Origin of the sequence: Synechococcus sp. Cruz-7E5, assembly GCF_024345995.1 — a bacterium.
GTDB lineage: Bacteria > Cyanobacteriota > Cyanobacteriia > PCC-6307 > Cyanobiaceae > Regnicoccus_A.
On the sequence record NZ_JAGQCE010000003.1, the window covers coordinates 206,480 to 228,538 of the forward strand.

Here is a 22,059-nt window from a genome sequence, read left to right on the forward strand (position 1 = left end):
AGTACCCATCTGCAGGGCAGATCCCTCCATCAACCTCGCAACCAGGCCGACCATGACGAGCGAGTGGACCCGCGATGGGGGCCTGGAGCCGCCCCTGCAGGAGCAGCTGGGCGCCCGCCAGCTCAGCGACGAAGACGCCCACGAGCTGCTTCGCCACCTCGACAGCCAGATCGAGCGGGTGGTGCTGGCCCGTCAGCATCCGATCAGCGGACTGCTGCCGGCGAGCACCGCCAACACCGTACATGGCAACTACGGCGATGCCTGGGTGCGGGACTGCGTCTACTCGATTCAGTGCGTCTGGGGGCTCGCCCAGGCCCACCGCCGCCTGAATGGACCCTGCACCCGCAGCCATGAGCTGAACCAGCGGGTGCTGCAACTGATGCGCGGCCTGCTCAGCGCCATGATGCGCCAAGCACCGAAGGTGGAGCGCTTCAAGCGCAGCCTTGACCGGCTCGACGCCATCCATGCCAAGTTCGACACCGGCACGGGCAACCCGGTGGTGCCCGACGACGGCTGGGGGCATCTGCAGCTTGACGCCACCGCCCTCTATCTGCTGCAACTGGCCCAGCTGACCCGGGCCGGGCTGGTGGTGGTGCAGAGCAGCCATGAGCGGGACTTCCTGCAGAACCTGGTGTATTACGTGGCTCGGGCCTACCGGATCGCCGACTACGGCATCTGGGAGCGGGGCGACAAGGGCAATCACGGCGAACCGGAGCGCAACGCCAGCTCGATCGGCCTGGTCAAGGCGGCCCTGGAGGCCCTGGAGGGCCTCGATCTCTACGGCCCCTATGGCGACGGCAGCTTCTGCCTGCACATCCCCCATCCGGCGATTGTGCGGCTGCGGCGGGCCCTGCAGGCCCTGCTGCCGCGGGAGTCGGCCAGCAAGGAGGTGGACAGCGCCTGCCTCTCAGTGATCGGCTACCCCGCCTGGGCGGTGGAGGACCCGGAGCTGGTGGAGCGAACACGCAGCAAGATCCGCCGAGATCTCGGCGGCGCCTACGGCTACAAGCGCTTTCGCCGCGACGGCCACCAGACCCTGGTGGAGGACCACGAACGGCTCCACTACGAACCGGAGGAACTGGCCCAGTTCGAGGGCATCGAGTGCGAGTGGCCCCTGTTCTTCGCCTATGAGCTGGTCACGGCCTGCTGCGAGGAGCGCTGGAGCGAGGCCTGGCAATGGCGGCGGCGCCTCGAGGCGGTGAGCGTGGAAGTCGATGGCGTGCCCGAACTGCCCGAGCTCTACCTGGTGCCGGCCGACGCGATTGAGGCGGAACGACTCCATCCCGGCACCCAGGAACGGATCGCCAATGAGAACGTGCCTCTGCTCTGGACCCAGAGCCTCACCTGGCTGGGGGACCTGCTGCTCAACGGTCTGTTGAGTCCGGAGGACATCGATCCCAGCCACCGCCGCCAGCCGGCACCCCTCGGCGCTGAGCGGGTGCTGGTGGCCCTGGTGCCTGAGAACGACACCATTGCCGCGGCGCTGGAGCAAGCCGGCCTGCCGGTGACCCGAGCCCACGGCTCGGTGCGGGTGGCCAGCTCCAGGGAACTGGGCCGACGCATGGCCTCGGTGGGCGCGAACGCCAGGCTTGGTCTCAGTGGCTATCCACCGGTGCGTATGGAAACCATGGCGACGGCCCTGCTGTATCGCAGCACCGCTGGGAGTGACCAGAACGGGAGCTGCAACGAGATGATGGCTTTCCTGCCTTCGGTGCTGGAGGAGGGCACCTTCTATCTGGCTGACGACCCGGAGCAGCTGGTGGACACCGTGACCAGTGAGCTTCGGCTGCTCCAGCGGCAGTGGCGCGGCGATGGCCTGCCCCTGCTGTTGATCCCCCTGGCAGCCAGTCCCTTCCAGCGGGATCCCGCCACCTTGATCCGCATGGGTGAAGCCCTGCGCAGCGGTCTGGTGGAAGGCGTACCGGTGCAGCTCGATCGTCTCGAAGGACTGATCGATCAGGTCTGCTGGGAGGAGCTGCCGCCACCCCAGGAGCAGCCCCTGGCGAGGCGCAGCCAGCCGGCCGCCCCAGTGCTGCGCCACAGCACCAGCCAGAAGCCGCTCACGATCCAGCAGGAACAGGAACTGGAGGACATCGCCATCCCAGGACTGGCGGATCTGCTCTGGCGCAGCACCTCTCTGCCCGAGCAGGCTGAAGTGCTGGAGCAACTGGTGCAGCGGCTGGGGCGGAGCGCGATCCTGCAGGGCCCATCCAGCGCCGGACCGCTGAAGCTGCAGGCGCTGGTGGAGGAGATCTACCGCCGGGGCCTGGCCGAAGGTGACTGGAACGTGGTGCGGCGCTGCGCCGGACTGATGCAGCTGGTGCATCCCCAGCTGGAGGATGCCCTCACCGACATCCTGGTGCGTCAGAAGCAGGTGGTGGTGGGCCGCAACTACACCCATGAGTCGCTGATCAGCCAACCCCAGGGCAGCGCCATGATCGGGGCCATGATCCGTCGCTTCAGTGGAGACGACGGCCGCGAGTGGATGCTGCAGCAGGAGCTGCTGCTGGCCCTCGACGGGCTGGCCCGCTCGGAGCAGGCGCTGCTCAGCGGCAGCCTGACGATCCAGCTGGGGCAACTGCTGCTCCTGCTCACCGGCGAGCTGGCGGCCGAACTGGATCTCACCGCCGACGACGCCTTCGAAGCACTCTGCGATTTGCCGCCCCACGCCATCCGACGGCGCCTGCGCACGGTGCTGGCGGATGTGGACCATGCGCGCGAGGCCCTGCGCCGCAAGGAGCAGCTCCACCTGAGCGGGCGGGTGCGCTGGGAGGTGCCCGATCCCCTCGACGACCTGCCCCTGGGCAGCGGCTGTGGCTGGATGCAGCACCGCCAGCGCCTTGGAGCCCTGCAGCGGGTCCCTCGCGACTTCTACGCCGGCATCTGGGATCTGCTCCACCATTGCCGCGGGCTGGTGATCGGCGACAAGCTGGAGCGGCGCAACCGCCTTGAGAGCGAGCCCCTGCTCTCGGAAAAGACCCCAGGTGAGCGCAACTTCGCGGCCCTGGTGGACCACCTGCTGAGCAAGATCGAAGCTCCTGAATACCGCCAGCTCTGCACCGAGACCCTGCTCTCGCTGGTGGTGTTCGTGGGTGCCAACCCCCAGGTGCGCTTCGACGACTACCTGGCCCTCGACGTGGTGATCGGCCACGCGGTTCGGGTGGGCTGGCAACAGACCCACCCCGAGCTGGGCGGAGAGGATTACGCCAAGCAGAAGTCAGCGGCCTGGGATCTCTTCTACACCTCCTCACCGGCCCGTTGCCGCCGCTGGCAGATCCTGGCCCTGCGCGACCTCACCGAAATCGAGACTGGGGAAGGGGACGGGGAGACGGTCGCTCAGATGGGTGCGTCGAGGGCCATGCAGAGCGAGGGCTGATCCACCGCCAGCTCGATCAGGTTGGCCAGCATCAGGGCCCTGGAGGCCTGCTGACCATCGACGGCTGGAACCTCGCGGCCACGCAGGCAAAGCAGGAAGTGTTCCAGCTCGGCATAGAGCGGCTCGATCGAGGTGGTGCTCACTTCCTCGATGAAGCCATCGTTGCGATAAAGCAATTCTCCGTGGTCGGCAGAGACCCACTCGTGGGCGCGGCGGTGGATGTGCAGCCGGCGATTGAGAAAGTCGGTTTCCACCAGGCTGGCGCGGCAATGGGCGCTGAGGCTGCGGATCTTGCGGTGGGCCATCTTGCTGGCCGTCAGGCTCGCCACCACCCCATTGCTGAAACCGAGGGTGGCATTGACGTAATCGATCGGACCGTCGGAACTGCGCCCTCCCGCCGCCGCCAGCCGCACCACCTGGGAGCCGGCGAGCTCAAGCACAAGGTCGATGTCGTGGATCATCAGATCGAGCACCACCGACACATCGTTGGCCCGATCGGCATGGGGGCTGTGACGGCGTGCCTCCAGCACCACCACTTCCTCGTTCGCCACCACCTTGAGCAGTTCGCGAAAGGCGGGGTTGAAGCGCTCGATATGGCCCACCTGAAGCTGGCGCCCCGCCAGTTCCGCGGCCTGAATCAATTCGCTGGCCTCCTCCTGGCTGGCGGCGATAGGCTTCTCGATCAGCACATGCAGGCCGGCTTGGAGGCAGGCCATGCCCACGCGGTGGTGAAGCAGGGTGGGAACGGCAATGCAGACCGCCTCGACCTCGGGGAGCAGGTCGTCGAAGTTCTCGAACCAACGGCAGCCGAACTGCTCAACAGCCAGCTGACCGCGACGTTGGTCGGGATCCGCCACCCCCACCAGCTCGGCGTCCCGCAGCAGGCTCAGGACTCTGGCGTGGTGCCATCCCATGTTGCCGATGCCGATGACCCCCACCTTGACCGGGGTGATGGGATCGCTGCTCATCGCCGCACCAGCACACCCGCCAACGTGATCTCCAGCCGCTCCAGTCCAGGCATTATCAATGATCATCAGCTCCGGCGGCTCCAGCGCTGGTGATGAGTCGTCTCAGTCGGAGCCGCGACGGGTGATCTGAACCCGCTCGATGCGGGGGCCGTCCATGGCGCTGATCTCGAACTGGTGCCCCTTCCAGCGCAGGCTCTCGCCGGGGGCCGGGATGTGCTGCAGCCGCTCCAGCATGAAGCCCGCCAGGGTGTGATGGCCGTCGGCCTCCGGCAGGGAGAGGTTGAGCTGGCGGTTGAGCTCGAAGATCTCCAGATCACCGGCCACCAGCCAGGTGTCGTCCTGCAGCCGCTGCAGATTCTGGCGGATGGTGATCAGATCGTCCTCATCGCCGACGATCTCACTGGTGAGGTCGGCGACGGTGACCAGGCCCTCGGTGCCGCCATGTTCATCCACCACCACCAGCAGGGGCTGGCCGCTGCGGATCAGCGGCAGCAGCACCGCCAGGGACACCGTTTCCTGCACCCGCGCCACAGGGGTGATGTAGGGAGCCAGGGGCGTGTCGCCCTGCAGAAGCCCCTGGGCAATCGGTTCGGCCAGCCGGCGCAGGTCAAGCACACCGCGCACATCATCAAGCGACTGACCGATGACGGGGAAACGGGCGTGGGCGGTGGCGTGCACCGCCTCCATCAGCTCGGCGAAGGTCACCTCCAGGGGCAGGGTGACCATGCCGGAACGGGGCACCATCACCTCACGCACCTGGGTGTCCCGCAGCGAGAACACACCTTCGAGGATGCTGCGCTCATCGGGAAGCAGACCGGTGACGCTGTTGGATTCGATCAGGGTTTCCAGCTCGCCGGCGGAGAGGGCGGGCACCAGCTCATCCCAGTTGCGGGGCAGCCCCAGCAGGCGCAGCAGGCCATTGGCGAAACGCTCCACCAGGATCAGCAGGGGCCAGAGGGTGCGGATCACCCACTCCAGCAAGGGTGCCAGCCGCAGGGCCGAGCTCTCCGGTCGGTGCATCACCCAGGCCTTGGGCGCCACGCCACCGATGACTGTGGCCAGCCCCACCAGAGCCAGAAAGACCAGCACATCGATCCAGAGGCGCTCGGCACCAGGATCGAGCCGCAGCGCCAGACCGCGGCCACCCCAGCCGAGAGCCACCATGGCCAGGGCCGCCCCCAGCTGGGTGGCGACCAGGACCCGGCGCAGGCGCTGCTGCAACCGCTCCGCCGAGAGGGCGCCGGCGTGCCCGTCGGCGGCGAGCACCTTGACCCGGCTGGGCCGCAGGTGAATCAGGGCAAACTCGCTGGCGGCGAAGAAGGCCAACAGCGCCAGCAGGGCCAGCAGCACAACGAGCAGGCGCATGGGAAGAAGAGCAGCGAGCGGGTAGGGGTTCACTCCACGGTGACGCTCTTGGCCAGATTGCGAGGTTGATCCACATCAAGCCCGCGGTGGGCGGCAATATGGTAAGAGAGAAGTTGCATCGGAATCACTGTCAACAGGGGGCTGAGCAGCTCATCCACCTCAGGCACCGGCAACAGCACATCGAAGATCTCCGTGTCGGGGCCGCGTGGGGCCACGCCGATCAGCCGGGCATCGCGCGCCTTCGCCTCCTGGGCGTTTGAGAGCACCTTGTCGAAAACAGTGCCGGGCACCGCGATCGACACCACCGGCACCCGCGCGTCGAGCAGGGCGATGGGGCCGTGCTTCATCTCACCGGCCGGATAGCCCTCGGCATGGATGTAACTGATCTCCTTGAGCTTCAGGGCCCCTTCGAGGGCGATCGGGAAGTTGATGCCACGGCCCAGAAAGATCACATCCTGGGTGTCGGCGAACTGGTGGGCCAGCTCGGCGCAGAGCAGATCCTGCTCTTCCAGCAGGGTTTGCAGCTGGGCGGGCAGAGCCCGCAGCCCGGCCACCAGCTCAAGCAGCTGGGCCGGGGAGCGGCTGGAGCGGCGCTCGGCGAATGACAGGGCGAGGCCGTAGAAGGCGAGAAGCTGCCCGAGGAAGGTCTTGGTGGCGGCCACGCCCACCTCGATGCCTGCGCCGATGTCGAGCAGGTGGGGCACCAGCCGGCCCAGGGAGCTCTCCGGCCGGTTGGTGATGCCCAGCAGTCTGGGAGCGAAGGCCGGATCTGCGATCAGCTCCCGGCGCTTCTGCTCCATCTGCAGGGCCGCCAGGGTGTCGGCGGTCTCACCCGACTGGGTCACACCAATGGTGAGGGTATGGGGCGCCAGCGGCGGTGGCGCATAGCGGAATTCACTGGCGTAGTGCACCGCGGTGGGCAGTCCCGCGAGCTGCTCCAGCAGATAGGCCCCCACCTGGGCCGCATGGCGACTGGTGCCGCAGGCCAGGATCTGGATCCGCTCCACCCCGTCGAAAAGCTGATCCTGAAGCGGCAGGGCCACCAGCGACGGGGTGCCGGGCACTCCCGGCGATTGGGTCGGGAGATGGCGGGCCACCCAGAGCGCCGCCGTCTCCGGCTGCTCGTGGATCTCCTTATGCATGAAGTGGCGAAAGCTGCGCTTGTCTGCCACGTGTTCGGTGCCCTGCAACAGGCTGGGGGCGCGCGTCACCCGCTCGGCCGCCGGACCGTAGAGCTCGATGCCCAGCGGGGTGAGCAGGGCCGTTTCACCGTCTTCGAGGGGAAGGATGGTGCGGGTGAAGCCCGCCAGGGCAGGAGTGTCGCTGGCGCAGAGGAATTCCCCCTCCCCCAGACCGATCACCAGCGGTGCCTGGCGGCGTGCCACCACCACCGCTCCGGGAGTATCGGCCCAGACCACCGCCAGGGCATAGGCCCCATGCAGCTGGGGCAGCACCTGCTGCACTGCCTGGAGCAGCAGCTGGGGCGAAGGCTGGCTGCCCGAGCGCTGAAGCTCTCTGAGCTTCCGGGCCACCAGGTGAGGGATCACTTCGGTGTCGGTGTCGGAGCGGAACTGAACTCCTTCCGCCTGCAGCGACTCCCTGAGCAGACGGTGGTTCTCGATGATGCCGTTCTGAACCACGGCAAGACTGCCGCTGCCATCGAGATGGGGGTGGGCGTTGCGCTCTTCCGGCTTGCCATGGGTGGCCCAGCGGGTGTGGCCGATGCCGCAGTGACCCAGGGCCCCCTGGGCCTCATAGCGGCCCGTGAGGTTGACGAGCTTGCCCTCGGCCCGCAGCAGGGTGAGACGCCCGGGCAGGTGGCCGCTGCCGGGCTCCGGCGCCTGGACGGTGGCGATGCCAGCGGAATCGTAGCCGCGGTATTCGAGCTGGCGCAGACCCTCCAGCAGCAGGGGAGCCGCCTCACGGGAGCCGATGACCGCAACGATGCCGCACATGGCTGAGGGGCCGGACTTCGGCTGTTTCTAAAGGATCACCGCCCGCGCGCCTAGCCCGCCGGCATTGCGGCGGAAGGAGTGAGCCACGCCGGTGGCCAAAAAAAAGCCCGGACAAGCCGGGCGGAAGTGCTCAGAGCTGGTAACAGGCCTCAGTAGGCCAGGCCCATGCTCCGGCTGGTTTCATCCCCGAGATAGACGCGGATGCTCAGGAAATCAGTGGGGCAAGCGGTTTCGCAGCGCTTGCAACCCACGCAGTCTTCGGTGCGAGGCGATGAGGCGATCTGGCCAGCTTTGCAGCCGTCCCAGGGAACCATCTCGAGAACGTCGAGAGGGCAGGCACGGACGCACTGGGTGCAGCCGATGCAGGTGTCGTAGATCTTGACTGAATGGGACATGCCCGGCCAGAGAGCGAACGGCGTCCGGTCAAAGTACTCAAACCGTCTGGAAGCCCACCGCCAGTGGCCTCAGGCCGTCACCCTTTTTCATACGGACAAGGGAGCCGTTCAGGGCGACCCGTAGGATGCGGCCTCCCACACACCGGCCATGTCACAGGAAGCGATCTTCGAGAAAGTCCGTTCGATCGTTGCCGAGCAGCTCAGCGTCGATGCCGCTGAAGTGAAGCCGGAGTCGAATTTCCAGAATGATCTGGGCGCCGACTCGCTCGACACGGTGGAACTGGTGATGGCCCTGGAAGAGGCTTTCGACATCGAGATCCCTGACGAGTCGGCCGAAGGCATCACCACCGTCGGTGACGCCGTCAAGTACATCCTGGATAAGCAGGCCTGAGGGTGTCGATGGTGGAGGGTCTCCGCCGTGTCGTGGTCACGGGCCTCGGCGCGGTCACACCGATCGGCAACGACGTCTCCCAGTACTGGGACGGGTTGCGGCTCGGCTCTAACGGGGTGGCGCCGATCACTCTGTTTGATGCCTCACGGCATGCCTGCCGATTCGCGGCCGAGGTGAAGAACTTCGATCCCAGCGATGTGCTGGATCGCAAGGAGACCAAGCGCTGGGACCGTTTCTGTCAGTTCGGTGTCGTGGCCTCCAAGCAGGCGGTTGAGCAGGCACGACTCCTGATCGACGAGAGCACGCAGCACCGCATCGGAGTGGCGATCGGCTCAGGTGTGGGCGGGTTGCTGATGATGGAAAGCCAGGCCCATGTGCTCGCCGACCGGGGACCGGACCGGGTCAGCCCGTTCTGCGTGCCGATGATGATTCCCAACATGGCGGCCGGGCTGACCGCCATCGCACTCGGGGCCAAGGGTCCCAGCAGCGCTGTATCCACGGCCTGCGCCGCTGGATCCAATGCAATCGGCGATGCCTTCCGCCTGATCCAGCTCGGCCTGGCCGACGCCATGGTGTGCGGCGGAGCTGAGTCGGCGATCACTCCCCTGGGGGTGGCGGGCTTCGCCAGTGCCAAGGCCCTCTCCTTCCGCAACGACGACCCCGCCACCGCCAGCCGCCCCTTCGACGCCGAACGTAACGGCTTCGTGATCGGTGAGGGCGCAGGAATCCTCGTGCTCGAAAGCCTGGAGAATGCCCGCGCCCGCGGGGTCGAGATCCTGGCCGAGGTTGTGGGCTACGGCATGACCTGTGACGCTCATCACATCACCTCCCCGACTCCAGGGGGCCTCGGTGGCGCCGAAGCGATGCGGCTGGCCATGGCCGATGCCCGGGTGGAGCCCGAGCAGGTCGACTACGTCAATGCCCACGGCACCAGCACCCAGGCCAACGACAGCAACGAGACCGCGGCGATCAAGGCAGCCCTGGGCGAGCACGCGTACCGGATTCCCGTCAGTTCGACCAAGTCGATGACCGGTCACCTGCTCGGCGGCAGCGGTGGTATCGAGGCCGTGGCCGCCGTCCTGGCGATAGGCCACAACCTCGTACCACCTACCATCAATTACCAAAATCCGGATCCGGCCTGTGATCTGGATGTCGTGCCCAATCAGGCGCGGGAACAGAAACTGAACGTCGTGCTCTCGAATTCGTTCGGGTTTGGCGGTCACAACGTCTGCCTCGCCTTCCGTCGGATGCGCTGAAGAGCTGGCACTGCCAGCTCTGGGCCGCCCGGAACGCCTCACTCCCCCCACTCCTCCCCCCAACCATGGTCGCCGCCCCCACAGTGGACACCCTGTCCGTCGACAACCTTTGCGTCAACAGCATTCGCTTCCTGGCGATCGACGCGATCAACAAGTCCAACTCCGGGCACCCCGGCCTGCCGATGGGCGCGGCACCGATGGCCTATGCCCTGTGGGATAAGCACCTTCGCCACAATCCGGCCAACCCGAAGTGGTTCAACCGCGACCGCTTCGTGCTCTCGGCCGGCCATGGCTGCATGCTGCTGTATGCGCTGCTGCACCTGAGCGGTTACGACAGCGTTTCGATCGAAGACATCAAGCAGTTCCGTCAGTGGGGCTCCAAGACCCCCGGCCACCCCGAAACCTTCGAAACCCCCGGGGTTGAGGTAACCACCGGTCCTCTGGGTCAGGGGATCTCCAACGCTGTTGGGCTGGCGATCGCCGAGGCCCATCTGGCGGCGAAATTCAATCGCCCTGGGACCACGCTGGTCGATCATCACACCTACGTGATCATGGGCGACGGCTGCCACCAGGAGGGTATCTCCGGTGAAGCCGCCTCCCTGGCCGGTCACCTGGGCCTCGGCAAGCTGATCGCCCTCTACGACGACAACCACATCACGATCGACGGCAGCACCAAGGTGTCCTTCACCGAGGATGTGCTCAAGCGCTACGAGGCCTACGGCTGGCACGTGCAGCACGTGGCCGAAGGCAACACCAACATCGAGGCGATCAGCCTGGCGATCGCAGCGGCCAAGGCGGTCACCGACAAGCCCAGCCTGATCAAGGTCACCACCACCATCGGCTACGGCTCCCCCAACAAGGCCGACACCGCCGGGGTGCACGGCGCAGCCCTGGGAGCGGAGGAAGCCGAGCTCACCCGCAAGTCGCTGGGGTGGAGCTATGGCCCGTTCGAGGTGCCTGAGGAGGCCTATGAGCAGTGGCGCAAGGCCCGCGAACGCGGCGCTGCGCTGGAAGCCGAGTGGGACAACACCCTGGCGGCCTACCGCAGCCAGCACCCCGCCGAAGCCGCTGAATTCGAGCGCATGCTGCGTGGCGAACTGCCCCAGAGCTGGGACGCCAAGCTCCCCCGCTTCACCCCCGACGACAAGGGACTGGCCACCCGCCAGTATTCATACAACGTTCTCAATGCGATCGGTCCCGATCTGCCCGAGCTGATCGGCGGCTCCGCCGACCTCACCCACTCCAACCTCACCGACATCAAGGGGGAGAAGAGTTTCCAGAAGGGCAGCGAAGCAAACCGCTACCTGCATTTCGGTGTGCGCGAGCATGCCATGGCGGCGATTCTCAACGGCATCGCCTACCACGACAGCGGCCTGATTCCCTACGGAGGGACCTTCCTGGTGTTTGCCGGCTACATGGTGGGCGCCATGCGCCTCTCGGCCCTCAGTGAGCTGGGCGTGATCTACGTCCTCACCCACGATTCGATCGGCCTCGGCGAAGACGGCCCCACCCACCAGCCGGTAGAGACCCTTGCTTCGCTGCGATCGATCCCCAACCTGCTGGTGATCCGCCCCGGCGACGGCAACGAAACCAGTGGCGCCTACCAGGTGGCCGTGACCAACCGCAAGCGGCCCACGGTGCTTGCCCTCAGCCGCCAGGCGATGGTGAACCAGCCCAACTCGGCTCCCGAGCATGTGGCCAAGGGCGGTTACATCCTTGAAGACAGCAATGGCAGCCCCGACCTGATCCTGATCGGCTCCGGCACCGAACTGGATCTCTGCGTCAAAGCAGCCAAGGAGTTGCGCGGCGAAGGCCACAACGTGCGTGTGGTCTCCATGCCCTGCGTGGAGCTGTTCGAGGAGCAGGGCGCCGGCTACCGCGAATCGGTGCTGCCCTCCGCGGTGCGCAAACGCCTGGTGGTGGAAGCCTCCGGCTCCTTCGGCTGGCACAAGTACGTCGGCCTCGACGGTGACACCGTTTCGATCGACCGCTTCGGCGCCTCCGCTCCTGGCCCCGTCTGCCTGGAGAAGTTCGGCTTCACCGTGGAGAACGTGGTCGCCAAGGCCAAGGCGCTCTGAGCCACTCATCCTCCACAAGCCAGGATTCGGGGCCGCAGGGTACCCCGGAACGCCTGTCGATCGTTCTGCCGACCTACAACGAACGGCAGAACGTCGCCCGAATCCTGGAGGAACTGCTGCCACTCAAGCAACGCTTCGACCTCGAAGTGCTCTTCGTGGACGACGACTCGGCTGACGGCACGGCGGATCTGGTCAAGCAGCTGGCCCATGGCCAGGCGGGTGTGCGCCTGATCCGCCGGGTGGGGCGCGCCGGCCTGGCCAGCGCCATCAAGGAGGGCATTCTCGATGCCACCGGCGATGTGATCGTGGTCATGGACTGCGACGGCCAGCACGAGCCGGCTGCGGTGGAAGCCGCTGTTGAGGCTCTCCTGAGCAGCGGCAGCGATCTGGTGGTGGGCAGCCGCTTCCACGCTGAGGCGGCCATTCATGGCCTGAGTGAGAAGCGGACCCGCAACTCCACCTGGGCCAACACCATTGCCCGCTTCAGCCTTCCGGGCTACCGCCGGCTCACGGATTACATGAGCGGCTTCTTTGCCCTCCGCCCTGAGGCCACCCTGCGCTATGTGCGGCGGGTGGATGTGAATGGATTCAAGTTTCTCTACGAGCTGCTCTCGATCAGCCGCGGTTCGCTGCGGGTGAGTGAAATCCCCCTGCATTTCCAAGCCCGGGTGGCTGGTGATTCCAAGCTGGATCTGGCGATCGTCTGGGATCTTGGGGTATCAATTCTGCACACCCTGCTGCTGCGCTCGATTCCCCGCCGAGCCATCAGCTTCGCCCTGGTGGGCCTGAGCGGAGTGGCCGTTCAGATGCTGGTGGTGCAGGCGCTGATGGGCGCCGCGGGGCTGGTCTTCAAGCAAGCACTGCCGGTTGCGGTAGTGGTGGCTGCCAGCTCCAATTACCTGATCAACAACGCACTGACCTTCCGCTTCCAACGCCAACAGGGAACAGCGCTGCTTAAGGGCCTGCTCAAGTTCCTGCTGGTGGCCTCCTTGCCGGTGCTGGCCAATGTGGGCGTGGCCTCCACGTTTTACAACCTGGTGTCCCCCAACACCTTCTGGGCGCAAATGGCCGGCATTCTGGTGGTGTTCGTGTGGAATTACGCGGCGTCATCGCGCTTCGTTTGGAACACGCCGTAGCCGCACCCAGCAGAGCTTGCGTTGCGAAATCGGGCTGAGCAAGTCCTTTGGACGGAGCTGATTGATTCAGCGTGTCGGGGTGCTGACAACAGTCGTGGCTTGTTGACGCAGGGAGCTCACGACGCCACTGCGCTTTAGTTCACTGATCGCCAGATCGATCCGTTGAGCAGTGGTCTCAGGCAACCCAGGTGAAAAGACAAACGCCTGGGATTCAGGCCGAATGCCCTGCAGGGCCAGGCTGGGCAGGAAGCCTTTCAACGGAGAATTGATCAAAAGATAGCTCAGCTGCAGGTTGTCGCCCAGCAACGCATCGACTCGCCGGGAGACCAGAAGATCGACCCCCGAACGGATGCTGGCAAGAGGCAGGATCGTGACCTTCGGACCCATGTTGGCGGCGTTGAGTTCCTTCAGCAAAGCTTCGCTCACTGTGCCGCTGCGCACTCCCACCCGCAGACCGCGCAGATCTGACTCAGAACGGATCCCTCCGCTGGCCGTGCCCTGCACCTCCCGTGCCACATTCACGGTGAGATAGCCCACCAGCAAGGAGGCTGAGACAATCCTCACCACGTAGGCCACCAGCACGATGGTGTTCCCGCGGGTGGTGGCAACGATGGTATTGCTGCCCGGCCCGGTCGCCAGCACCTGAAACACTTTGCTGAAGCTGCGAACGCGCCCTTGGCTGAGGGTCTGGGGCTGCTGGGGGTAGCGCTCCACTTTCCAGGTCAGCAGCGCCAGAAGCGCGATCGCCAGCAGGTAGCCCCCCAGCAGCTGCAGCAGCGCGGGCGTCAGCAGCGCAGCCAGGAATGAGCGACCTAGATCAAGCCGGCTCTGCACCACCATCACCGCCAGCCCATCCTCCTGGAAGGGAAGACTGAAGCGGTAACGCTCCAGCCGATCAGGCGACACGTTGAGGCAGCCCACCGCCAGATCCAGTCTGCCGTCGCGGGTGCCCTCCAACATCTCCTGGACCGAGGGCATCTCCGAAACCACGTAAGCAAGACGCTCGCGCGTGGCAATCCGGTTCCATAGATCGATGGAAAGCCCCCGCCAGGCACCGGCGTCCCGGTAGCTGCACGGAGGCGCCCCATCCACCACTCCCACCCGCAACACTGGCGCCAACACTCCGGCAGAAACGGGTAACCCCACTGCCAGAAGCAGGACTGAGCCCCAGCCCACCAGCACACCTCTGATGCACACATCAATGCTGAAAGCTCGGTTTCGTGCCATGGGGTCATTCTGGCGGGGCCTCAAGGCTCACCCCGATCCAAATCAGGGAAAGCATGACCCGCAAGAGAGGGACCTTGGAGCAAGCCGGCTCCCCTCATTAAAAATTTTGCCGATCACTTCATGGCACAACGAATAGTCTATCCACCTGCTTGATCCAGTGTCGTTCTACAAAACCGAACAATAGTTCTCAACTCCAGAGTCTCGAAAGAGCAGCTTTTCACGGCGCCCATTCGTCTCAGTGCAGAGCTCCCCTGGGCGACAGTCCCGGCATGCAAGGCACCGTCCACTATCACCTGAGGGGATCGATCTGGTTGGGGCGGATCCCATGCAGGGAGATCACCCGCTCGGGTGTGGCCAGAAAATAGAGCGCACCGCCTGGAATCGCCTCTGTCAGGAGACTCCCGCCATCTGGCCGCAGATGCGATCGGGCGAAAGGTCCAGCCAGGCAATCACCTGCTGGGCCGTAGGGCGCGCGCGCCGACATCAGACCCTTACGGGTGGCCTGCGTCTCAGACCGTCGAGGCCTCCAGAGCCTGCGCCTTCAGCACCTCCTCCAGCCCGGCCAGATCCTCATCGGTGATCTTGGTCTGCATCGGGCAGTGCTTCGGCCCGCACATCGAGCAGAACTCCGCCTGCTTGTAAATATCGGCCGGCAGGGTTTCGTCGTGATACTCGCGGGCGCGCTCGGGATCGAGCGAGAGGTCGAACTGCTTGTTCCAGTCGAAGGCGTAGCGGGCGCGGCTGAGTTCGTCGTCGCGGTCGCGGGCTCCCGGGCGGTGGCGGGCGATGTCGGCGGCGTGGGCGGCGATCTTGTAAGCGATCAGGCCCTCACGCACATCCTCGGCATTGGGCAGGCCCAGGTGTTCCTTCGGGGTCACGTAGCAGAGCATCGCCGTGCCGTACCAACCGGCCATCGCCGCTCCGATCGCGCTGGTGATGTGGTCGTAGCCGGGAGCGATATCCGTCACCAGTGGACCGAGCACATAGAAGGGCGCCTCGCTGCACTCCTCCATCTGCTTTTTGACGTTGAACTCGATCTGATCCATCGGCACATGGCCAGGACCCTCCACCATCACCTGGATGTCGTGTTCCCAGGCGCGGCGGGTGAGCTGGCCCAGCGTTTTGAGCTCCGCCAGCTGGGCGGCATCAGAAGCATCGTGCTGGCAGCCCGGCCGCAACGAATCCCCAAGCGAGAAGCTGCAGTCGTAGCGCTTGAAGATCTCGATGATGTCGTCGAAGCGCGTGAACAGCGGGTTCTGCTTGTGGTGGTACAGCATCCACTGAGCCAGGATGCCGCCGCCACGGCTCACGATGCCGGTGAGGCGGCCCTTCACCAGAGGCAGGTGCTCGATCAGCAGGCCGGCGTGGATCGTCTGGTAATCCACCCCCTGCTGGCAATGCTTCTCGATGATGTGCAGGAAATCATCGGCATCGAGCTTCTCGATCGAGCCGTGCACGCTCTCCAGCGCCTGATACACCGGCACCGTACCGATCGGCACTGGCGAGGCATTGATGATCGCCGTGCGCACCTCATCGAGATTCACGCCACCGGTGGAGAGATCCATCACCGTGTCGGCGCCGTACTTCACCGCCAGCCGCAGCTTGGCCACCTCTTCATCGAGGTCGGAAGCATTGGGCGAGGCGCCGATGTTGGCGTTCACCTTGCACCTGGAGGCGATGCCGATCGCCATCGGCTCCAGGTTGATGTGGTTGATGTTGGCCGGGATGATCATCCGCCCCCGCGCCACCTCCTCCATCACCAGCGATTCGGGCAGGTTTTCCCGCCTGGCCACAAAAGCCATCTCTTCGGTGACCACACCCTGACGGGCGTAGTGCATCTGCGAAACGTTGGCGTGGCCACGACGCTTCTCAATCCAGGCGCTGCGCATGATCGGCTGCTGAGTGACGGGGCCGGACCGAGTGGGCACATCTCCGGCTCCGAACACGGCCGCAACCGAAGGCCACAGCTGAAATCGGGACACTTCCCTGCGCCGGCATGACCCGGATCAGGTTCGGAGGGTGTGATCTCAGCCCACAGCCGAAGACGGCCGGGCACCCCTAGTGACTCCCTCAAACTAGCAAGGCTGGACGGAATGGGTGGTCAGGCCTGAAGACCGTTCAGGGCGGCCGCAACCACCCGGTGGTCCGCGTCCTGCTGCAGGCCGCGGAGCAACTCCCGCGCAGCCTCCGCGGCCTGGTCGGGGGGCTGGCTGGAAGCAGCCTCACGCACCACCCGGCTGAGAATTTCAGCGCCCCCTACCCGGACGCTGCCATCGGCAACAGCAACGGCCATACGCGCCAGCTCCAGCAACACCTGGGGATCGATCTGTGGTTGTTCGGCCAGGGCCGAGAGGATGCTGCAGCGCACCAACCACTGGTCGTCCCGCTGGAACGATTCCCGCAGCAAGGGCCAGGCCCGCTCCAATCCGTAATTGGCCAGAGCGTTGGCGGCTTCGGCCCGCACGTTGGCATCGTCGTCACCCTGGAGCGCCTCGACCAGGGCCGACCAGCCAGCTTCATTGCGCTTAACCCCCAGACCCGCACAGCTGATGGAGCGCACGATGAAGGGCTCCTGCTCCAGACCCAGCAGCAACAGGGGAACGGCCTGTTCGGCCTCCAGCTTGCGCAGTCCCACCAGGGCCGGCAGAGCCTGGGCAGGGTCGTCCGAGACAATCGCCTGGCGAATCGCCTCGGGGTCAAAGTCGGCTGGTGATGACGTTTCCGCGTCGTCCATGGGTGGTGGCTTGTGAAGGAGTTTCACCCTGCCACGTTGCTGCCCTGGCCATCACCGGACCCACTCGCCGGTGGGGGAGCGGCCAGGCGCAGGGCCTCCAGCAGGATCCGCCGCCTCTGGGCCCGGCGCAGGCCACTGCTCACCAGCAGGCCGGTGCCGATCACCAGGGCCGGCACCGCCTCAAGCCGCTGGGTGCCGCTGCGGGAGGCCAGGCTCACCAGCGCCAGCAGAATCAGCAGAGGGGCCGAAAGGGCCAGCACCATCCTCAGGGCAGGACGGAAGCGGCTCAAGCCTGGCGCTCCATCCAGAGCAGCAGGCTGAGGGTGAGCACCTCGACCCCCACTGCCAGGGAGCCTTCATCGGGGTTGAAGCCGCCGTTGTGGAGAGCGGCACAACCATCGGCTCCAGCCACCCCCAGACGGAACATCGTTCCCGGCGCCACCGAGAGCAGTTGGGCGAAATCTTCAGCCCCCAGAGACGGTTGATCCAGGCGCAGCACCTGCGGGCGGCCCAACAGGGCCTGGGCGGCCTCCTCCACCAGATCGGTGAGGGCGGGGTCGTTGTGCACCGGCGGCGAAATGCAGCGGTAGCGAACCCGGGCCTCGCCGCCATACCCCCGGCAGATGGAGTGGACGGTGTCCTCGATCCAGCCCGGCAGCTCGGCATGCACGGTGGTGTCGAGACAGCGGACGGTGCCCAGCAGACGCACGTGGTCGGCGATCACATTGAACGCCTTGCCCCCCTCGATCCGCCCGAAGCTCACCACCACCGGGTGCAGGGCATCGAGCCGACGGCTGATCGCCTCCTGCAGACCGCTCACCACCCGGGCCGCGATCCAGATCGCATCGGTCGACTGGTGGGGCCGGGCCCCATGGCCCCCTTCCCCAAGCACCTCCACCTCCAGCTCGCCGGCGGCAGCGGTGAGGCTGCCGCTGCGCACCCCGATCGTTCCCACCGTCAGGCTGGGGAACACATGCAGCCCGAACAGGGCCTGCACGCCATCCATGGCGCCATCGGCAAGCATCCAGGCCGCCCCCTGGGCCGTTTCCTCCGCCGGTTGGAACAGCAGCCGCACCCGGGCACTCAGCTGGCCGGCCAGGGGAGCGAGCAGTCGCGCCACACCGAGCCCCACAGCGGTGTGCAGATCGTGCCCGCAGGCATGCATCAACCCCTGCTGACTCGAGGCGAAAGCGAGGCCGGTGCGCTCCTCAACGGGCAGGGCATCCATGTCGACCCGCACGGCCAGCAGCGGAGCTCCCTCCGGCCCCAGCTCACCTACCACGCCGGTGCGGCCGACCCCTTCGCGCACCTGCCAGCCAAGCAGTCGCAACTCACCGGCCACCAGGGCCGCCGTCTGGTGTTCGGCGCCGCTCAGCTCGGGGTGGGCATGGACATGGCGGCGCAGACCGATCAACTCGGGCGTGGCCTGCTCCAGAGCCCTGGCCAGATCCAGCCGCCGCCACAGATCCGCCGCGGTGCCGCTGGAACGGGGTGGGGCGGCAGAACTCATCGCTGGACCAACTGGAGAAAATCCTCGAGAGCCTGGACTGGCCCCGGGGGCCAGCGTCGGATCTCCAGCAACCATTCTGGCTGGCGGTAGCGGGGATCCAGACCCGAGGCCGCCGCCCAGTTGCTTTCCGCTTCACCGGCGGCGCCCCGTTGCCAGAGCAGGGCCGTCAGGGCCGCCCGAGCGTCGGCGAAGAGGGGATAGCGGCGCACCAGCTTGCGCAGTTCCTGCTCGGCCTCGGCCGGCTCCCCCAGCTGGAAGGCGGCCAGGGCCGCACTGGAGCGGGCCATGGCAAAGCCCGGCCGGGCCGCCGCGGCCGCCTCGAAGCAGTCCCTGGCCTGATCCCAGTGACCAAGAGAACCTTCCACATTGCCGAGGTTGTAGAGGGCGGAAGCCTCCTCGGGATCCCGCTCCAGAATCCAGCGGTAATCGGCGGCGGCCAGGTCCCACTGGCCCAGGGCCTCTTCGGCGGTGCCGCGGTTGAGGTGAGGATCGGCGTTGACCGGATCAAGCGCCATCGCCTGCTCCTGGTCAGCGATCGCGGCCTCAGCCCGCCCCAGCGCGAGCTGCACGTTGCCCCGGTTGCTCCAGGCGGCAGCATCGTTGGGAGCCTGCTCCAGCACCCGGTCCCAGAGGGGCAGGGCATCACCGAAGCGGCCCTCGCGGCTGGCCGCGAGGGCCTGCTCGAACAACTGCGGCAGCGGCGCCGCTGTGGCGGGGCTGGCCCAGAGCGGTCGTGGGGCGGGCAGCAGCGCCAGAGCCAGGGTCAGACCGAGCGCCAGCAGGCACTTTCCCATGGCCCGCAAGCCAGCCATCAGGCGGCCTCCGGCCAGGCCAGATGGCGCCGTGCCGCCTCGGTGGCCACCCGGCCCCTGGGGGTGCGTTGCAGGAATCCGAGCTGCAGCAGAAAGGGCTCCACCACTGTTTCCAGGGTGATCGGGTCTTCACCGAGACCGGCGGCCAGGGTGTCGAGGCCCACCGGGCCGCCGCCGTAGCCACCGAGCAGCAGCTCCAGCAGGCGGCGATCGCTGGCATCGAGGCCAATGGAATCCACTCTGTGCAGGCTGAGGGCCTCGGCCACCAGTGCCGGGCCGATGCGCGCTTGACCCTGAACGCTGGCCACATCCCGCACCCGCCGCAGCAGCCGGTTGGCGATGCGAGGCGTGCCGCGGCAGCGACGGGCCACCTCCACAGCCGCCTCCGCCTCCAGCACCAGACCGATCAACCCGGCGGCCCGCTCGACGATCGCCCGCAGGTCGTCGACGGTGTAGAACTCCAGCCGCTGGATCAGCCCGAAGCGATCGCGCAGGGGTGAGCTGAGGGCTCCGGCCCGCGTGGTGGCACCCACCAGGGTGAAAGGGGCCAGCGGCACCGCCCGGGTGCGGGCCGTGGTTCCCTTGCCGACGGTGAGGTCAAGGCGGAAGTCCTCCATCGCGGGATAGAGCAGTTCCTCGGCCACGCGGTTGAGCCGGTGGATCTCATCGATGAACAGCAGCTCGTTCGGGCGCAGGTTCACCAGCAGACCGACGATGTCGCGCGGGCGCTCCAGGGCTGGCGCGCTGGTGATGCGACAGCGCACGCCCAGTTCCTCCGCCAGTACCAGCGCCATGGTGGTCTTGCCGAGGCCGGGGGGGCCGTAGAGCAGCACATGGTCGAGGGCCTCCGCCCGCTGACGGGTGGCCTCCACGGCGATGCCCAGCACCTGCTTGAGCTCGCTCTGGCCGATGTAATCACTGAGGCGTCGCGGCCGCAGGCCGTCCTCCCGGTTGGGAAGGGGGGCCTCCTCTTCGGCCTCGAGCGGATCCCCGCTGCGGCTGGCATTCTGCTGGCGTGGATCCAGCAGACGCGGTGGCGGCTGGGCGCCGGATCCGGCTGCGGAGGAGACGATCGCCATGGCCCTGAGAGTAGGCAGGCCAGGACGTGGATAGGGTCAGTTCAGCAGAGGGGAGGTCGATGGCCAAAGGTGCGGGCAAGAAGGCGGCCAAGGCGGCACGGGATGCCGCCAACCGGCTGCTGGCCGACAACCGGTTCGCACGACATCAATACGAGATCCTCGAAACCCTGGAAACGGGCATCGAGCTGGTGGGCACCGAGGTGAAGTCGATCCGGGCGGGCAAGGCCAACCTGCGCGACGGCTTCGGCCTGATCCGCAACGGCGAACTGCAGCTGCACAACGTGCACATCTCCCCCCACAGCCACGCGGGCGCCTACTTCAACCACGAACCTCTGCGCACCCGCAAGCTGCTGGCCCATCGCAAGGAGATCGACAAGCTGCGGGTGGCAGTCGACCAGAAAGGCCTCACCCTGGTGCCGCTGAATCTGCACCTCAAGGGCTCCTGGATCAAGCTGACCCTGGGGCTGGCCAAGGGCCGCAAGCTGCACGACAAGCGCCAGGATGAAAGACGCAAGGACGCAGACCGCGAGGTGCGTTCGGCCCTGGCGCGGATCTGACCCCCACCCCGATCCGCCCGGCTTGCACGCCATACAGTCGCTTCGCTCCACCGCCTGCAGCTGATATGTCGGCATTGACGCGCTGCCTGCAGGAAGAGGCCGCAGCCATCGCCGCAACAGCCGGCCGGCTGGACAGCCACCAGGTGGATGCGGCCCTCGTTCTGCTGGACCGCTGCGCCGACGAGCGCGCCAAACTGGTGATCACCGGGGTGGGTAAGAGCGGCATCGTGGCGCGCAAGATCGCCGCCACCTTCTCCTCGATCGGGCTGATGGCCCTCTACCTCAACCCCCTCGACGCCCTGCACGGCGATCTGGGGGTGGTGGCCCCCCAGGACGTGGTGCTGCTGCTCTCCAACAGCGGCGAGACCCAGGAGCTGCTGGAGATCCTGCCCCACCTGCGCCGCCGCGGCACCGGCCGCATCGCCCTGGTGGGCCGGGTGGCCTCGAGTCTGGCCCGGGGCTGCGAAGTGGTGCTCGATGGCTCCGTCGACCGGGAAGTGTGCCCCCTCAACCTGGCGCCCACCGCCAGCACCGCCGTGGCGATGGCGATCGGCGATGCCCTGGCGGCGGTGTGGATGGAGCGACGCGGCATCTCACCAGCGGATTTCGCCCTCAACCATCCTGCCGGTGCCCTGGGCAAGCAACTCACCCTCACGGTGGGGGACCTGATGGTGCCGACCGCTCAGCTGCATCCCCTTGAAGAGGACGCCAGCCTCAGCGACGTGATCGCCAGGCTCACCGGCGATGGGGTGGGAGCCTGCTGGGTCAGCCGTGCCGACAACGAATCCCTGCTGGCCGGGCTGATCACCGATGGCGACCTGCGCCGGGCACTGGAGCATCATTCACCGGCCACTTGGGGGGAACTGCGGGCCACCGATCTGATGACCGTCGACCCGATCACCGTGGGGGCGGATCTGCTGGCGGTGCAGGCGCTTGAGCGGATGGAGCGCAATCGGCGCAAGCCGATCGGTGTGCTGCCTGTGCTGGCCGACGGGGGACCGATGCTGGGATTGCTGCGTCTGCACGACCTGGTTCAGGCGGGCCTGGCGCCGGGAGCAGTCTGAGCGAAGACATCGAAAGCGTTCGATGAGTGAGCTTTCGTTTCGCGGGATTCAGGATCATTCCCCCAGCGGCCCCAACCTCGCAGCCGCAACGCAGATGACCCTGCAATGAATCGCGCTGCGGCTTCTGGAGCTTGAGCAGATGTCATGCCGGACGAG

The 22,059-nt window shown here is 66.6% G+C and carries 19 protein-coding genes and 1 riboswitch; of the genes, 7 read left to right on the top strand and 12 right to left on the bottom strand.

Features of this window, described 5'->3' with window-relative positions; genetic code table 11:
• Positions 1–52 precede the first annotated feature (52 nt).
• Entirely contained in the window at positions 53–3,376 is a 3,324-nt protein-coding gene (locus KBY77_RS06015; protein ID WP_255102648.1) for a glycoside hydrolase family 15 protein, read from the top strand.
• Here the strand turns inward: KBY77_RS06015 and KBY77_RS06020 are convergent.
• The 4 genes from KBY77_RS06020 to psaC form a co-directional block, all read right to left on the bottom strand.
• Positions 3,337–4,344 carry a Gfo/Idh/MocA family protein gene (locus tag KBY77_RS06020; RefSeq protein ID WP_094555355.1) on the bottom strand — a complete coding sequence of 336 codons (1,008 nt, stop codon included), beginning with the start codon at positions 4,342–4,344 and terminating at the stop codon, positions 3,337–3,339. The two genes, KBY77_RS06015 and KBY77_RS06020, sit on opposite strands and share 40 nt — an antisense overlap.
• 102 nt (positions 4,345–4,446) lie before the next feature.
• Positions 4,447–5,709 (bottom strand): hemolysin family protein, encoded by a 1,263-nt coding sequence (locus KBY77_RS06025; protein ID WP_255102649.1) that lies wholly within the window; start codon positions 5,707–5,709, stop codon positions 4,447–4,449.
• Positions 5,710–5,738: 29 nt separating this feature from the next.
• Positions 5,739–7,664 carry a glutamine--fructose-6-phosphate transaminase (isomerizing) gene (gene glmS, locus KBY77_RS06030; RefSeq protein WP_255102650.1) on the bottom strand — a complete coding sequence of 642 codons (1,926 nt, stop codon included), beginning with the start codon at positions 7,662–7,664 and terminating at the stop codon, positions 5,739–5,741.
• Between the two features lie 149 nt (positions 7,665–7,813).
• Positions 7,814–8,059 carry a photosystem I iron-sulfur center protein PsaC gene (gene psaC, locus KBY77_RS06035; protein WP_006172463.1) on the bottom strand — a complete coding sequence of 82 codons (246 nt, stop codon included), beginning with the start codon at positions 8,057–8,059 and terminating at the stop codon, positions 7,814–7,816.
• Between the two features lie 148 nt (positions 8,060–8,207).
• Between psaC and acpP the strand changes: the two genes are divergently transcribed.
• From acpP to KBY77_RS06055, 4 genes are all read left to right on the top strand, one after another.
• Entirely contained in the window at positions 8,208–8,450 is a 243-nt protein-coding gene (acpP, locus tag KBY77_RS06040; protein WP_006172464.1) for an acyl carrier protein, read from the top strand.
• An 8-nt stretch (positions 8,451–8,458) separates the two neighbouring features.
• Positions 8,459–9,706: a beta-ketoacyl-ACP synthase II gene (gene fabF, locus KBY77_RS06045; protein ID WP_255102651.1), complete on the top strand. Its 1,248-nt coding sequence runs from the start codon at positions 8,459–8,461 to the stop codon at positions 9,704–9,706.
• 65 nt (positions 9,707–9,771) lie between these two features.
• Positions 9,772–11,784, top strand: a complete 2,013-nt coding sequence (gene tkt / locus KBY77_RS06050) for a transketolase (RefSeq protein WP_255102652.1) — start codon at positions 9,772–9,774, stop codon at positions 11,782–11,784.
• Entirely contained in the window at positions 11,781–12,920 is a 1,140-nt protein-coding gene (locus tag KBY77_RS06055) for a glycosyltransferase family 2 protein (RefSeq protein WP_255102715.1), read from the top strand. The genes tkt and KBY77_RS06055 overlap by 4 nt, the downstream gene beginning before the upstream one ends.
• Before the next feature lie 66 nt (positions 12,921–12,986).
• Here the strand turns inward: KBY77_RS06055 and KBY77_RS06060 are convergent, their stop codons facing one another.
• The 8 genes from KBY77_RS06060 to ruvB all read right to left on the bottom strand — a co-directional run bounded on the left by KBY77_RS06060 (position 12,987) and on the right by ruvB (position 20,282).
• A complete protein-coding gene (locus KBY77_RS06060; protein ID WP_255102653.1) occupies positions 12,987–14,147 on the bottom strand; it encodes an ABC transporter substrate-binding protein in 1,161 nt (386 codons plus the stop codon).
• A gap of 289 nt (positions 14,148–14,436) precedes the next feature.
• On the bottom strand, positions 14,437–14,631 hold the full coding sequence (locus tag KBY77_RS06065) for a hypothetical protein (protein ID WP_255102654.1): 195 nt from the start codon (positions 14,629–14,631) through the stop codon (positions 14,437–14,439).
• Between the two features lie 25 nt (positions 14,632–14,656).
• A complete protein-coding gene (gene thiC / locus KBY77_RS06070; RefSeq protein WP_255102716.1) occupies positions 14,657–16,036 on the bottom strand; it encodes a phosphomethylpyrimidine synthase ThiC in 1,380 nt (459 codons plus the stop codon).
• Positions 16,037–16,113: 77 nt separating this feature from the next.
• Positions 16,114–16,217: riboswitch (TPP riboswitch) on the bottom strand.
• Positions 16,218–16,248: 31 nt separating this feature from the next.
• Complete coding sequence (locus KBY77_RS06075) at positions 16,249–16,881, bottom strand: HEAT repeat domain-containing protein (protein ID WP_255102655.1); 633 nt, start codon at positions 16,879–16,881, stop codon at positions 16,249–16,251.
• Positions 16,882–16,904: 23 nt separating this feature from the next.
• Entirely contained in the window at positions 16,905–17,171 is a 267-nt protein-coding gene (locus tag KBY77_RS06080) for a DUF3188 domain-containing protein (protein ID WP_255102656.1), read from the bottom strand.
• On the bottom strand, positions 17,168–18,391 hold the full coding sequence (locus tag KBY77_RS06085; RefSeq protein ID WP_255102657.1) for an amidohydrolase: 1,224 nt from the start codon (positions 18,389–18,391) through the stop codon (positions 17,168–17,170). The genes KBY77_RS06080 and KBY77_RS06085 overlap by 4 nt, the downstream gene beginning before the upstream one ends.
• Positions 18,388–19,203: a tetratricopeptide repeat protein gene (locus KBY77_RS06090; RefSeq protein WP_255102658.1), complete on the bottom strand. Its 816-nt coding sequence runs from the start codon at positions 19,201–19,203 to the stop codon at positions 18,388–18,390. Before KBY77_RS06090 ends, KBY77_RS06085 begins: the two co-directional genes overlap by 4 nt.
• On the bottom strand, positions 19,203–20,282 hold the full coding sequence (gene ruvB / locus KBY77_RS06095) for a Holliday junction branch migration DNA helicase RuvB (RefSeq protein ID WP_255102659.1): 1,080 nt from the start codon (positions 20,280–20,282) through the stop codon (positions 19,203–19,205). Before ruvB ends, KBY77_RS06090 begins: the two co-directional genes overlap by 1 nt.
• A gap of 59 nt (positions 20,283–20,341) precedes the next feature.
• Between ruvB and smpB the strand changes: the two genes are divergently transcribed.
• Together smpB and KBY77_RS06105 are read left to right on the top strand one after the other, a co-directional pair.
• The gene (smpB, locus tag KBY77_RS06100) at positions 20,342–20,839 is read left to right on the top strand and encodes an SsrA-binding protein SmpB (protein ID WP_255102660.1); all 498 of its coding nucleotides are present in this window, start codon (positions 20,342–20,344) and stop codon (positions 20,837–20,839) included.
• A gap of 65 nt (positions 20,840–20,904) precedes the next feature.
• Entirely contained in the window at positions 20,905–21,903 is a 999-nt protein-coding gene (locus KBY77_RS06105) for an SIS domain-containing protein (protein ID WP_255102661.1), read from the top strand.
• Positions 21,904–22,059 lie beyond the last annotated feature (156 nt).